Origin of the sequence: Tardiphaga sp. (assembly GCF_025356345.1) — a bacterium.
In the GTDB taxonomy this organism is placed as follows: Bacteria; Pseudomonadota; Alphaproteobacteria; order Rhizobiales; family Xanthobacteraceae; genus Tardiphaga.
The window spans coordinates 19,469-32,863 of record NZ_JANXTC010000205.1 but is presented as its reverse complement, the minus strand read 5'-3'; the positions used below and the strand labels follow the sequence as shown (position 1 = coordinate 32,863).

Sequence of the window (13,395 nt, the reverse complement as noted above, 5' to 3'; positions counted from 1 at the left end):
CCCATGCCCACGCGATTATTGAGCTTTCTGCCCGGGATTTTGCTTTGCGTCGCGTTGACAATCGTCGCAACTGTGATGGAAGCGATCGAGGTTCGGCTTTTCCATGAGCCCTACCTGGAAGCGCTGGTGCTGGCGATCATTCTCGGCGTCGTTGTTCGCAGCTTCTGGACCCCGGGCGCGTCATGGGACGATGGTGTCCGGTTCAGTAGCAAGATCCTCCTCGAAGTGGCGGTCGTGCTGCTTGGTGCCTCCATCAGCGTCGCCACCGTCGTCGCACTGGGTCCACTTCTGTTGGTGGGCATTGCTCTGATTGTCGCGGTCGCGATCGCAACCAGCTACGGCATCTGCCGCGGTTTGGGGCTGCCGCGGAAAATGTCCATTCTTATTGCCTGCGGCAATTCGATCTGCGGCAACTCCGCCATCGCGGCCGTCGCACCCGTCATCGATGCGGAGAGCGACGATGTCGCTTCTTCCATCGCCTTTACGGCCGTTCTGGGTGTCGTGGTCGTGCTCGCGCTTCCGCTCCTCGTCCCGGTTTTGACGATGTCATTGACGCAATACGGCATCCTTGCCGGACTGACCGTTTATGCCGTGCCGCAAGTGCTCGCTGCGACGCTTCCCATCGGGGCCCTCAGCAACCAGATAGGTACCGTGGTCAAACTGGTTCGCGTGTTGATGCTCGGGCCTGTCGTCCTGGGGCTGTCCCTCATCGCGGGCCGTTTGCGCACCGACAACGCCGACACGCAACAAGGGCGCCCGCGCCTCGGGCTGTTCCAACTGGTGCCATGGTTCATTCTCGGCTTTCTGCTGGTCGCCGCGCTGCGTTCGCTCGGATTGATCCCGGCTGGCTTGCTCAAGCCCGTGGCAACCACAGCGACCATTCTGACGACCATCTCAATGGCGGCATTAGGTCTCGGTGTGGATGTGAAGACAGTTGCGCAGGCCGGGCTGCGTGTCGTGCTCGCCGTTACGACCTCACTGATCGTGCTGGCCACCATGAGTCTCGGCTTGATCTACGCCATCGGAGCGCCATAGGCGCTCTGTCCCGACACTGGCGCGGCGCGGCTGCTCAGGCTTGGGCCGGAAGCCACTCAGGATAAAAAGTGCAATACCGGCCGCATCACCAACTACATCGGCGGTTTCAAGAATAAATGTAGTGGTATTTATGTAGCACGAAAGAGGACGAGCCAGCGTAGATTTGGTTGATGCCAACCCGCCGATCGGATGCGCCACCGAAAGCGCAGAGACAATGCGATTGCAGTGCAGCAGATCATGCTCGGCAAACGTCGATAGTTGCGGCGTATCGAAGCATAATAAACATGACTACGCGAAAGCGGTGCCCCGGACGACTGCAAGATTGGCGAAGATATCGAACGGCTTAAGGAAGCAATGCGTGCTCGTTGCCAGTAGTGAGCATGTAGCCTGGCCGGATCAACTAATCCGTCGATTATTGCAATCAGAAATTCCATGGAACTTTTTCTTGTCGATCTTAATAAAGACATATACTAAAAAAGAATAACTTACGGGCAACGTGAGACTCAGATGCAGCAGGGTAAGAACAGAAGAATTGCGCCTTCCTCATCGCAAAGATCATGAAAAAGCTGACACGGCGCCAACTGCTAGACGCTAGCGTCGGGATCGGCGCGGTCCTACTAACTTCGGGGGTCGTCCAGGCCCAAGGTCACAAGCACGGTGCGAAGGGGATATCCTCCCCGATGGACATGTCTCCCTCTCTCGGCATGGTGCCAGACAGGCCGGCGCCAGCCATGGATCAGCCGCTTGTCGAGCCCGAGGTGCGGCGATCTGTTGATGGCGTCTTGAGCACCTCTCTGAGAGCAGCCTATGCTTACCGGCATATCGGTGGCGTCAAGCTCTATGTCCGGTCTTATGAAGGCGGTAGTCCTGGGCCGACCTTGCGCATGAAGCCCGGTGAAACCCTGCGTATCAAGCTGATCAACGATCTGCCGCCAAACCGCGATTGGCTACCCGCCGATATTAGTCGGCCGCATCAGTTCAATAACACCAATTTTCACTTCCAGGGATCGCATGTAAGCCCAAGCGGTATCGCCGACAACGTGATGCGGTCGATGGCCCCCGGCCATACCTACGACATTGAGATCAAGCTGCCGGAGGACCACACCAAAGGGACTTACTGGTATCACCCCCACCACCACGGCAGCGCCGATATACAGTTGTCGAGCGGCATGGTAGGCGCCGTCATCATCGAAGGCGATTTCGCCGACGTGCCACAGATCGCATCTGCCCGCGAGCGAATGCTGGTGCTGACCCAGGTGGTCCACGACGCCAACGGCATGATCGAGGATTTCGAGACCGTTTTTCCCGAAACGGCCACACGCTTCCTGGCCATCAACGGTCAGCGCCGGCCCAAGATCGAGATGCGTCCAGGCGAAGTGCAGCGATGGCGCGTCCTCAATGCCGCCTATCAGGACGACATGCTGCTGGATCTACAGAAGCATGACCTGCATGCCATCGCCTATGATGGTATTCAACTCGGGGCCATGCAGTCTCTCAAGCAACTTCTGATCGCTCCTGGCCAGCGCGCTGATCTGCTGGTGCAAGCGGGATCCGCCGGCAGCTACGCGCTGACGGCTGCGCCGTACGATCAGGGGCACCCTTCGCCGGTTGGCCCACTGGCGACATTAGTCGTGTCAGGCACGCCGATGGACATGAAGCTGCCGAGCCAGTTGCCGCCCGCGCCGCTCAAATCCATCAAGGCGTCCGAAGTCACCAACCGCCGTACGGTGACGTTTTCAGCAACCGCGCCAGAGGCCGATGCTGCCGGCCATTGGCGAGAGTTCAGCTTCTTTGTTGATGGAAAGACGTTTGATCCGAACCGCGTGGATCACCGGGTCAAGCTCGGTGCGGTGGAAGAATGGACGATCATTAATACGCATGTGCATGACGACCATGTCTTTCATATTCATACCAATCCGTTTCAGGTCGTGTCGGTCAACGGCAAGGTGCTGGACGTGCCGGAATGGCGCGATTCCGTGATCGTCGAGCGCAAGGGTGGCCAGGTCGTCTTCCGCTCACGCTTTCTCGATTATACCGGCGTCTACATGCTCCATTGCCACATGATGAATCATGAAGAAATGGGGATGATGCAGACCGTTGAAGTCTTCAAGCCTTGAGTGGAAACCAGCATGAATCTGAACACGATTACTGAAGTCATGCGTCCGGTATCCGTCGCGGACGTCGATGGCTGGCGCGATGGCTATTCGTGGCTGGCCGGCGGCACCTGGTTGTTCTCCGAGCCACAGTTGGCCGTCGATACGCTGATCGATCTTGACGGGCTGGGCTGGGCACCGTTGACGGCGACGGAAGCGGGTCTCGATATCGCAGCGACTTGCCGGATCGTCGAACTGCATGACTTCGAAGGTCCGCCAGGATGGCGCGCGGTGCCTCTGTTCCGGGAATGCATCGACTCTTTCCTGATGTCGTTCAAGATATGGAATGCCGCGACCATTGGCGGCAATGTCTGCATGTCGCTTCCCGCTGGCGCCATGATCTCATTGACGGCAGCCCTTGAAGGCGTCTGCACGCTGTGGCCACGCAACGGCAACCCGCGCGAGGTGTCCGTCATTGATTTCATCACCGGCGATCACCAGAACGTGCTGCAAAAGGGCGAACTGCTGCGGAAGATACACCTGCCTGTATCGGCCTTGTCAAAACGCACCGCCATGCGGCAGGTGTCGCTTACCAAGCTCGGCCGCTCGGCCGCCCTGATCATCGCCACGGTGGGAGATGATAACGCCAATTTCCTGCTCACTGTTTCGGCGGCCACGCCGCGGCCGGTGCAACTGCGCTTCGCTACCTTTCCATCGGCGGAAGCGTTGCGTCATGCCCTCGACGCCCGGTTGCCGCTGGAAGACTATTTCGACGACGTGCATGGATCGGCTCCGTACAAACGTCATGTCACGCAATATCTTGCCGAACAGATACGTATGGAGCTCGCTTGACCCATTTCCAAATAAATGGTCGTCGCTACGCGAATAAGCCGGCTGCCGGCCAGTGCTTGCGCACTTTCTTGCGCGACCTCGAGGTGTTCGGTGTCAAGAAAGGTTGCGACGCGGGTGATTGCGGCGCTTGCACGGTGCATATAGACGGCAAGCCATTCCACTCTTGTCTGGTACCCGCGTTCCGGGGCGAGGGGCGCGAGATCACGACGATCGAGGGGCTGGCCCGAAATGGCGAACTGCATCCCATGCAACAAGCTTTTCACGAGGCGCAAGCCTTCCAATGCGGGTATTGCACCGCCGGCATGATCATGACAGCGGTGACGCTGAATGACGCGCAGAAGGCCGATCTGCCGCATGCGCTGAAAGGAAATCTCTGCCGCTGCACCGGCTATCGGTCCATCAATGACGCGCTGCTTGGCATATGCAACATCGAACCGGACGAGGCCGGACGGGCACTCGGCGCCAACCTGCCCAATCCCTTCACGGCTGCCATCTTGACCGGCGAAGCGCGCTATACGATGGATCTGGCGATCGAGGGGCTACTGCACCTCAAGGTTCTGCGCTCCCCGCATGCGCATGCGCGAATTGTCTCCATCGACCGAACAGCCGCGCTCGCCATACCCGGAGTCGTTGCGGTCTATACCTGGCAAGATGTGCCGAAGCGTCGGTTCAGTTCGGCCTTGCACGAGGACCATCTGGTCGACCCCGATGACATCCTGCTGCTCGACAATGTCGCTCGCTTCGCGGGCCAGCGGATAGCCGCCGTAGTGGCTGAGACGGAAGCCGCGGCCGAGGCCGGCTGCCGAGCGCTGTACCTGGAATATGAGATATTGCCGACCGTATTCGATCCGGTATTGGCGATGCAACCCGACGCCCCGCTGTTGCATGACAAGGACCTCGTCACCGCCAGCAACAATATCTTCTGCACGCTGCAAGGTGAGATCGGTGATGTCGCCCAGGGCTTCAAGGAGGCCGATGCGGTTCACGAGAAGACCTACTCGACCACTCGCGTGCAGCATGTTCATCTGGAAACGCATGGATCAATCGCCTGGAAGGGTGAAGACGAGCGTTGGCATGTCCGCACGAGTTCGCAGGGGCCTTTCGCCGTTCAGAAAAAGCTGGCCTACATCATGGGAATTCCCGCCCGCGACCTGCACGTCTTTACAGAGCGCGTCGGAGGTGGGTTCGGCGGTAAACAGGAAATGGTATCGGAAGATCTCGCGCTCTTTGCCACGATGAAACTGGGACGCCCGGTCAAGTGGGAGTGGAACCGCGAGGAAGAATTTATCGGCGCGACGACCCGGCATCAGATGACCACCAAGGTGAAGATCGGTGCGCGCAGGGACGGCACGCTGACGGCGCTCGACGTGGAGGTGTACTCCAACACCGGCGCTTATGGCGGCCATGGCGGCGAGACGCTCGCCGCCGCGATGGCAAGCCCGATCGCGGCCTATCGCTGTGCGAACAAGAAGGGCATCGGCCACGCCGTCTATACCAACATGACGCCCGGCGGCGGGTTTCGCGGCTATGGCGCCTCGCAGACCACCTTTGCCATCGAATGCGCGATCGATGAGTTGGCAAAGCTGCTGAACATCGACCCGTTCGAGATGCGGCGGAAGAATGTGGTGCGGCCTGGCGACAACGTCGAGTCGATCTGGAAAGAGCCAAATGACGCGAGCTTCGGCAGTCATGGCATCGACGAATGCCTTGATATCGTCGAGCGGGAGTTGCGGAAGGGCAATGGCGTCTCGAAGCCCGACGGGGCGGAATGGGCCGAGGGCCAAGGCGTTGCACTGGCCATGCTGGAGTGCGGTCCGCCGACCGAGCATCGGTCCGGCGCCGAGATGCGACTACTGCCAGACGGCACCTACCATCTCGCCTGCGGATCGACTGAAATGGGCAACGGAATCGTCACCGCGCACAAGCAGATCGCGGCGGCGATCCTGGGCACGCGGATACTTGATATCGACATCATCAATGCCGATACCGATCGCACCCCATATGACACCGGTACATTTGCGAGCACGGGCACGGTGGTAGGAGGCAAGGCGGTTCACCTGGCTGCTCAGGCCATGTCAGACGACATCGTCAGCTTTGCCAGTCGCCACACCGGTGTGGCAATCGATCAATGCCGCCTCGACAACGACGGTGTGCTCTGCGGCAATCAGCGGATCCTGCTGCGTGACCTGCATGCTGAAGGAGCGAAGGTCGATCATCGCTTCTCCGTGAGCCGTCGGGCCTACCTCTCGCCCCGCACCATTGCATTCAACGTCCAAGGGGTGCGACTTGCTGTACATCGCGTTACCGGCGAGATCCGTGTGCTGCACAGCGTGCATGCGGCCGATATCGGCAGGCCCATCAATCCGATGCAGTGCCGCGGCCAGCTCGACGGCGCCGTTGCGATGGGCTTTGGCTGGGCGTTGCTCGAGAACATGGTTCATAACGATGACGGGCAGATGGTGAATCCGCAGCTTCGCAATTGTCGGATTGCCACCTTCGCTGACACGCCGCCGACGGATATCTTTTTTGCAGACACGATCGACCTGATTGGGCCTCTTGGTGCCAAGTCGCAGGGAGAATGCGCCATCAATCCGGTTGCGCCGGCTGTATCGAATGCGTTGGCCCACGCCACGGGTGTGCGGTTTGCTCATCTTCCGTACACGCCCGATCGTATTTACGCCAAACTTGCCAGCTCCGCATGAGTGATCCTGCGACCAGCGTCAGCATCGTCACGCAAACATGCGTTCGGCCGGAAAGCGCTGACGCCTTTGCGCGATGGCAGGGCGAGACGAGCGCGATGATTGCCAATTTTCCAGGCTTTATCGCGCAGCGATTGATGCCACCCAACCCGCCGCTGCAGGTCGATTGGGTGATCCTGCAGCGCTTCGCCAGTCTGGGAGATGCCAAGCGATGGCTTGCGTCGTCCGAACGGGAGTCCCGAATCGAAGGCGCGACCCCCATGCTTGTGGGGCGCGACGACGTTCACATCGTGCGCGACGACGCCAGCGCCGCGCGCACAGCGCCGGTTTCCGCAGTGATGAGCACGCGGGTAAAGCCCGGGATGGAAGCTGAATACCTGAAATGGGAGCAGAAGGTCGCTGCGGCGCAGTCGAAGGCAACGGGGTTGCAGGGCTATCGCTTCGAACCGTCGGTGCCCGGCGTGCAGGAGGATTTTATCGCGATCTTGCGTTTTGACAGCGAGACCAATTTGCGGACCTGGCTTGAGTCACCGGAACGACGTCAGCTGCTGAAGGAAGTCGCACCGCTGACCGCGGAATTCCACACCCGGATGGCGCAAAGCGGTTTCGAACAATGGTTTCGCGACGCGACGCCCGAGGGAGCTCCGGCGGCATGGAAGATGAATATGATTGTGCTTCTGACGCTCTATCCGGTGGTCTTCCTTTGGGGTCTGTTGGTCGGCACTCCCATTCTCGCTAGGGCGCTAGGCCTGGATTTCCCGGTCGCATTGTTCATTGGCAATGCATTCAGCGTCCTGCTTACATCGTATTTGGTGCCGTGGACGGCTACCCGGCTGCGATGGTGGCTTTCACCAGCGAAGCCCGGCCGGACTCTGGTGGATCTACAGGGCGCCAGTTTGCTGGTCGCGGCCTATTCAATCATGATCCTGCTGTTCTGGAGAGTTTTGTAGGCAGTCGTACGGGCGCTGTGCGCGACAGATCTCGGATCGGCTGACCCGCGCGCGAAAAAGCTCAGCCTTAAGTCAAAAGCCGCTAGAATTCGCGGCTCCTGACTTCTCTGGCCGCTCTCGCTTCGGCGTGGCATGCGCGATCTTCATGGATCGGGAGCCGCCTTCCAGGCGAGCCCTGTTTGGCGATCAATAGTTTTCTGACAGATATTGAATGATCTTTTCGACGTCGGCGTCGTCGATCGGCGCGCCTTGGACCTTGATCATCTTCGTCACTTCCGCTTGCCAGAAGCCGGTTTTGCAGGCGGGACCCCGCGGCCGGGTTTTGAAATAGTCCGGCGAGTGGCAAGCGGTGCAATTGTTCTGGACCGCTTCGAGGTTCTTGCCTGGCTTCAGTTCCGCGGCTTCGTCAGGAACTTGGTAATTGAACGGCCTGGCACCGACGGTCCCGATGCCTGACAGGGCAATGGTTACCGCGGCCAGAACAGCCAAAACACAGCGTTTTCGATATGTCGTGACTGTTTCCTTACGCCGCCGTTACGCGCGTGGTCTCGACCACGTTGCGCAGATCGCCCGCCGGATTCCACAACGTCTCCATCGGCTGGGCCTTGCCGTCATGACCGGTCGCGCGGACTTTCAGTTCATGCCCGCCAGAGGCCAGTTTCACCGGCATCTGCCATTTCCGGAAGGAGAACTTGCCAAGATCCTTTCCGAGCGATGCGGCCGTCCAGCTCGTTGCGCCGTCGCTGGAAACGACAACTTCCCTGATTCCGCTTCCGCTCTCGAAGGCATGCCCTTCAGCGCAATGGCACTGGGCCCCCGGCTGGTCCATCGCCATCGCGGCCGCCGCGGCGCGCGGCCAATTCCGGATCGGGGCAGGGCACCGTTTCCCGAGGCGGTGAGGCTCGATTGCGAGTCGCAGGGACCGGCCGCGCCGGCCTCATGACAGGCTTCGTCGCGACGGCTCCGCGCAATGACGGCTCAGGCCCTCTTCCACGCCATCAGCAGCACCGCGCGCGCCGACGAATTCACTTCCTCGCCGGTCTTCGTAAAGCCGTTGCGCTCGTAAAACCGGATCGCGCGAACATTGTCGGCGTTGACCTTCAGCGTCACGCCCCCGGGCGCCAGCCGCTTGGCCTCGTCGACGAGCCGGCGGCTGATATCGGTGCCCCATTGCGCCGGGCTGACGACGAGCTGGTCGAGATACCCGGTCGCGTCGATGGTCACAAAACCCACCATTGCGCCATCCTGCTCGGCGACCACAATCTCAGCCAGCGGCACCAGCTCGTCGCGCCAGCGCGCGCGCCACCAGTCGACGCGGGCGTCGAAATCGATCGACGGATAGGCCTTGCGCCACGTCTCCAGCCATAGCGCGATGGCGGCGTCCTCATCGCTGGTACGGTAGCGCCGCAGCTCCACGGCTATCGCTCCGTCAGCTTCAGTTCGATGCGGCGGTTGCGCTTGTAGGCATCCTCGGTGGTGGCTGTGTCGAGCGGCTGGAATTCGGCGAAGCCGGCGGCGACGAGGCGCTGCGCGGGAACGCCGAGCGAAATCAGGTACTGCACCACCGAGATCGCGCGCGCGCTCGACAATTCCCAGTTCGACTTGAACAGCGGGCTGTTGAGGATCGGCCGTGAATCGGTGTGGCCATCGACCCGCATCACCCATGCGATCTCGGGCGGGATTTGCTTGTCCAGTTCGGTTAGCGCGCTGGCAACCTTGTCGAGCTCGGCCTTGCCCTCCGGCAGCAGCAGCGCCTGGGCGGTGTCGAAGAACACTTCCGACTGGAACACGAAACGGTCGCCGACGATGCGGATATCCGGCCGGTTGCCGAGAATGGCGCGCAGCCGGCCGAAGAATTCCGAACGGTAGCGCGACAGTTCCTGCACCCGCTGCGCCAGCGCGACATTGAGGCGCTGGCCGAGATCGACGATGCGGCCCTGGGACTCCTTGTCGCGCTTCTCGGAGGCGTCGAGCGCGTCCTCCAGCGCGGCGAGCTGGCGGCGCAGCGCCGAGATCTGCTGGTTCAGCACCTCGACCTGGGCCAGGGCGCGCGACGACAATTGCTTCTCGGAATCCAGCGCCCTGTTGAGTTCGCCGGCGCGGCCGGCGGCGTCGGAGCCGGCGCTGGCGAGGCCGTCATACAGGCCCTTGACGCGGTCACGTTCGGACTCGGCGGCCGACAGGCCGGCGCGCATCTGCGACAGCTGGTCGTCGAGATTGAGCTTGCCGAGCTTCTCCAGCGACAGCAAATCGGCGAGCTGCGCCAGTTTGGCATTGAGCTGCTCCAGCGCCTTGTCCTTGCCGGTGACCTCCTGCGACAGATAAAACTGCACCACGAGGAAGATCGACAGCATGAACACCACGGCCAGCACCAGCGTCGACAGCGCGTCGACGAAGCCGGGCCAGTAGTTGAATTCCGAAGAACCGCGGCGTCCGCGTGCGAGGGCCATCAGATGTTCTCCAGGATGCGGCAGTGTTTCCCGGACGCGGTGCGGCATTCTTCATGCCGCTCCGCGGATCCGGGATCCCGGTTTGTTTTGGACGCACCGGGACCCCGGCTTGGCAGCGCACCGCGTCGCAAGGGCGACGCGTTGCGCAGCATCCGGGGAACGTGAACATCAATTCCGTGCACGCCGCCGCTCATAGATTCTTCTCGGGCTGGCGAGCGATGCGTTCCAGCAGGACCTTGATCTCGCGGCTCTGTTCGCCCTGGCCGTCGGCCCATTCGCGGATCATCTCCTGCTCCGAGCGCATATGCGCCACCAGGCTCTGGATCGCATCCGCCAGATTGGCCATCGCGGTGGTGGTGCCGCGATTGTTGCCGCCTTCTTCCATGGTGATGCGCAGCCGTTCGATGGCGTGCTGCAGGTCGCCCGACGCGCCGGCGGCGCTTTCACCGGAATATTCCCGCACGGTGGAGGCGAGCCAGTCCTCGAGGTCGGTGTAGAAGCGGTTCTGTGCCCCCGAGGATTGCAGATCGAGGAAGCCGAGGATCAGCGAGCCGGCGAGGCCGAACAGCGACGACGAAAACGAGATTCCCATGCCGGCCAGAGGCGCGGCGAGGCCTTCCTTCAGCGTGTCGAACAGCGCGCCGGCGTCGCCGCCGACCTTCAGCCCGTCGATCACCTTGCCGACCGAACCGACGGTCTCGATCAGGCCCCAGAAGGTGCCGAGCAGGCCGAGAAACACCAGCAGGCCGGTCATGTAGCGGGAGATGTCGCGGGCCTCGTCGAGCCGCGTCGCGATCGAATCCAGCAGATGCCGCATCGTCTGCTGCGAGATCGACATCCGCCCGGAGCGCTCGCCGCCGAGGATGGCGGCCATCGGCGCCAGCAAAGTCGGGCGCCGGTCCAGCGCCAGGCCGGGGTCGGAAATACGGAAATTATTGACCCAGGAGACTTCGGGATACAGCCGGATCACCTGCCGGAACGCCAGGATGATGCCGATGAACAGCACCGCCCCGATCAGCGCGTTGAGACCGGGATTGGCGAAGAACGCCATCATGATCTGCTTGTAGAGCACCGTCATCACCAGCGCGCACAGCACCAGGAATACAACCATTCGCACCAGGAAGATCCGCGGCGAGGACAGCTTGGTCAGTTCGATCTCCATCGCGGAGCGGGAAGAGGAGCCTGGCGCCATGAGGGATTCATCTGCGTGGGAGGGAAGGACAGGTGCGCAATATGGCACAGCCCTGCAACAAGAAAAGATCGAAGTCAGCCGCTGTCCCATGCGGGTTCCATGGAACTTTGGACTGAAACCGCGCTTGAATTACAGCGTATTTGTGAAATCACCGCTGATTTAGCCGCTATATGGGACCTCACATGACACTGACCTATTATCTGGGAGCGATCGCCGCCATCGCGGTTTCGCTGTCGATCCTGATGACCGGCGCCTGGCTGGTGCAGCAGCGCACGGGAAATTCGGGCTGGGTCGACACCATCTGGACGTTCTCGCTCGGCCTGGTCGGCGCTGGCAGCGCGCTATGGCCGCTGGCGGGGGCCGCGCCGAATGCCAGGCAATGGCTGGTCGCCGCGCTGGTGGCGGTGTGGTCGGTGCGGCTCGGGTCGCACATCGCCATCCGTACCCGCGGAATCACCGATGATCCGCGTTATGCCGCCTTTGCCAAGAACTGGGGCGCCGACTCGCCGAAGAAGATGTTCCTGTTTCTGCAGAATCAGGGTTTTGCTTCGATCCCGCTGGTGTTCGCGATTTTCGTGGCCTCGCGCTTCCCTTCCGAGGCGTTGCGGCCGCAGGATTATCTCGGCGTGCTGATCCTGTTCGCCGGCATCGTCGGTGAAACCGTTTCCGATGCCCAGCTCAAGACGTTTCGCACCGATCCGGCCAACAAGGGCAAGGTCTGCGACATCGGGCTGTGGCGTTGGTCGCGGCACCCGAACTACTTCTTCGAATGGTTGTGCTGGCTGGCCTATCCGGTGATCGCCCTGTCGCTCGACTATCCGTGGGGCGTGGCGACGCTGCTGGCGCCGTTGTTCATGTTCTGGATCCTGCGCTACGTCACCGGCGTTCCGCCGCTCGAGGAGCAGATGCTGCTGTCGCGCGGCGACAGCTACCGCGCCTATCAGGCGCGGACCAGCGCGTTCTTTCCGATGCCGCCCAAGCCCTTGTCCGATAAGTCGTTGCCGAAGGAATCGATGAAGGAAGCCACGGAATGAGCTTTATCTCGAGGATCATAGGCACTGCCGAACGCGTGCCGCTGCCGGACATGGTGATCCGCACCGGCATCCAGCAATTGTGTTCGCGCACCGCGACCCGGCTGGCCGCGGGCGATGTCAGCACTGATGCCGCCTTTGCCACCGAGATGGCGGCGCGCGCGGTGGCCGAGCATACCGATGCCGCCAATGCCCAGCATTACGAAGTGCCGGCGGCGTTCTTCGCGCTGGTGCTGGGACAGAACCGGAAATATTCGTCGTGCTTCTACAAGGAGCCCGAATCGACCCTGCGGGAGGCCGAGGAAGAGGCGCTGCGCCAGACCATCGAACACGCCGACCTCGCGGACGGCCAGTCGATTCTCGAGCTCGGTTGTGGCTGGGGTTCGTTGTCGCTGTTCATGGCGCGGCAGTTTCCCAATTCCCGCGTCACCGCGGTGTCCAATTCCAGATCGCAGCGCGAATATATCGAGGCTGAAGCCGCCAGCCGTGGCCTGATCAATCTTCACGTCATCACCCGGGACATGAATGTGTTCGACCCGGGCCAGCAATTCGACCGCATCGTCTCGGTGGAGATGTTCGAGCACATGATGAACTGGCGTGAACTGATGAATCGGGTGCGCGGCTGGTTGAAGCCTGATGGCCGCTTCTTCCTGCACATTTTCACCCATCGCTCCGGTACTTATCTCTTCGATCGCGCCGACGATGAAGACTGGATCGCGCGGCATTTCTTCACCGGCGGGGTGATGCCGAGCCATCAGTTGATCCGGCAATATGCCGATTTGTTCGAGGTCGAGAAGGAGTGGCGCTGGAGCGGCTTGCATTACCACCGCACCGCATTGGACTGGCTGGAGAACTTCGATCGCCACCGCGACGCGATCGAGCGCGTGCTGCGTCCGGTCTATGGCAGCAGCACTTCGCTATGGATGCGGCGCTGGCGCTGGTTCTTTCTGGCGACCGCCGGACTGTTCGGTTACGCCGATGGCAGCGAGTGGGGTGTCAGCCACTACCGGATGACCGCCGTTAACTAGTTCAAGGCGCTCACACGATCGCGTGAGAGCAAAGAATTCACTGCGATTACAAAGTGGTATCGCCA

11 protein-coding genes and 1 pseudogene are annotated in these 13,395 nt (G+C 61.3%); 7 read left to right on the top strand and 5 right to left on the bottom strand.

Translation table 11 applies throughout. From position 1 onward, the window contains the following. Positions 1-3 precede the first annotated feature (3 nt). The 5 genes from Q0S16_RS12600 (at position 4) to Q0S16_RS12580 (ending at position 7,629) form a co-directional block, all read left to right on the top strand. Positions 4-1,035, top strand: coding sequence for a putative sulfate exporter family transporter (locus tag Q0S16_RS12600; protein WP_295848721.1), 1,032 nt, complete (start codon positions 4-6; stop codon positions 1,033-1,035). Between the two features lie 731 nt (positions 1,036-1,766). Next, a complete protein-coding gene (locus Q0S16_RS12595) occupies positions 1,767-3,152 on the top strand; it encodes a multicopper oxidase family protein (protein ID WP_295848665.1) in 1,386 nt (461 codons plus the stop codon). Continuing rightward, positions 3,153-3,980, top strand: a complete 828-nt coding sequence (locus tag Q0S16_RS12590; RefSeq protein ID WP_366517826.1) for an FAD binding domain-containing protein — start codon at positions 3,153-3,155, stop codon at positions 3,978-3,980. It abuts the gene before it with no gap. Next, positions 3,977-6,682 carry a molybdopterin cofactor-binding domain-containing protein gene (locus tag Q0S16_RS12585; RefSeq protein WP_295848664.1) on the top strand — a complete coding sequence of 902 codons (2,706 nt, stop codon included), beginning with the start codon at positions 3,977-3,979 and terminating at the stop codon, positions 6,680-6,682. The genes Q0S16_RS12590 and Q0S16_RS12585 overlap by 4 nt, the downstream gene beginning before the upstream one ends. Next, positions 6,679-7,629, top strand: a complete 951-nt coding sequence (locus tag Q0S16_RS12580) for an antibiotic biosynthesis monooxygenase (RefSeq protein ID WP_295848663.1) — start codon at positions 6,679-6,681, stop codon at positions 7,627-7,629. Before Q0S16_RS12585 ends, Q0S16_RS12580 begins: the two co-directional genes overlap by 4 nt. A gap of 186 nt (positions 7,630-7,815) precedes the next feature. Here Q0S16_RS12580 and Q0S16_RS12575 read toward each other — a convergent pair whose 3' ends face one another. The 5 genes and pseudogenes from Q0S16_RS12575 to Q0S16_RS12555 all read right to left on the bottom strand — a co-directional run bounded on the left by Q0S16_RS12575 (position 7,816) and on the right by Q0S16_RS12555 (position 11,271). After that, a complete protein-coding gene (locus Q0S16_RS12575; protein ID WP_295848662.1) occupies positions 7,816-8,118 on the bottom strand; it encodes a cytochrome c in 303 nt (100 codons plus the stop codon). Positions 8,119-8,152: 34 nt separating this feature from the next. After that, positions 8,153-8,422 (bottom strand): annotated as a pseudogene (locus Q0S16_RS12570) (oxidase); the annotation flags it as partial. A 185-nt stretch (positions 8,423-8,607) separates the two neighbouring features. Then, on the bottom strand, positions 8,608-9,051 hold the full coding sequence (locus tag Q0S16_RS12565) for a GNAT family N-acetyltransferase (RefSeq protein WP_295848717.1): 444 nt from the start codon (positions 9,049-9,051) through the stop codon (positions 8,608-8,610). Continuing rightward, positions 9,048-10,079, bottom strand: a complete 1,032-nt coding sequence (locus tag Q0S16_RS12560) for a peptidoglycan -binding protein (protein ID WP_295848661.1) — start codon at positions 10,077-10,079, stop codon at positions 9,048-9,050. The genes Q0S16_RS12565 and Q0S16_RS12560 overlap by 4 nt, the downstream gene beginning before the upstream one ends. 190 nt (positions 10,080-10,269) lie before the next feature. Next, positions 10,270-11,271, bottom strand: coding sequence for a flagellar motor protein MotA (locus Q0S16_RS12555; RefSeq protein WP_295848659.1), 1,002 nt, complete (start codon positions 11,269-11,271; stop codon positions 10,270-10,272). 182 nt (positions 11,272-11,453) lie between these two features. Here Q0S16_RS12555 and Q0S16_RS12550 point away from each other — a divergent pair, with 182 nt between their 5' ends. Continuing rightward, a complete protein-coding gene (locus Q0S16_RS12550; RefSeq protein ID WP_295848656.1) occupies positions 11,454-12,305 on the top strand; it encodes a DUF1295 domain-containing protein in 852 nt (283 codons plus the stop codon). Beyond that, the gene (locus Q0S16_RS12545; protein ID WP_295848654.1) at positions 12,302-13,330 is read left to right on the top strand and encodes a cyclopropane-fatty-acyl-phospholipid synthase family protein; all 1,029 of its coding nucleotides are present in this window, start codon (positions 12,302-12,304) and stop codon (positions 13,328-13,330) included. Before Q0S16_RS12550 ends, Q0S16_RS12545 begins: the two co-directional genes overlap by 4 nt. Positions 13,331-13,395: the final 65 nt, after the last annotated feature.

What these genes read in the sequence shown, in the direction of transcription:
- Q0S16_RS12600 (WP_295848721.1), top strand. Translation starts at nt 4, where the DNA reads ATGCCCACGCGATTATTGAGCTTTCTGCCCGGGATTTTGCTTTGCGTC.
- Q0S16_RS12595 (WP_295848665.1), top strand. Translation starts at nt 1,767, where the DNA reads ATGGATCAGCCGCTTGTCGAGCCCGAGGTGCGGCGATCTGTTGATGGC.
- Q0S16_RS12580 (WP_295848663.1), top strand. Translation starts at nt 6,679, where the DNA reads ATGAGTGATCCTGCGACCAGCGTCAGCATCGTCACGCAAACATGCGTT.
- Q0S16_RS12560 (WP_295848661.1), bottom strand. Translation starts at nt 10,079, where the DNA reads ATGGCCCTCGCACGCGGACGCCGCGGTTCTTCGGAATTCAACTACTGG.
- Q0S16_RS12555 (WP_295848659.1), bottom strand. Translation starts at nt 11,271, where the DNA reads ATGGCGCCAGGCTCCTCTTCCCGCTCCGCGATGGAGATCGAACTGACC.
- Q0S16_RS12550 (WP_295848656.1), top strand. Translation starts at nt 11,454, where the DNA reads ATGACACTGACCTATTATCTGGGAGCGATCGCCGCCATCGCGGTTTCG.
- Q0S16_RS12545 (WP_295848654.1), top strand. Translation starts at nt 12,302, where the DNA reads ATGAGCTTTATCTCGAGGATCATAGGCACTGCCGAACGCGTGCCGCTG.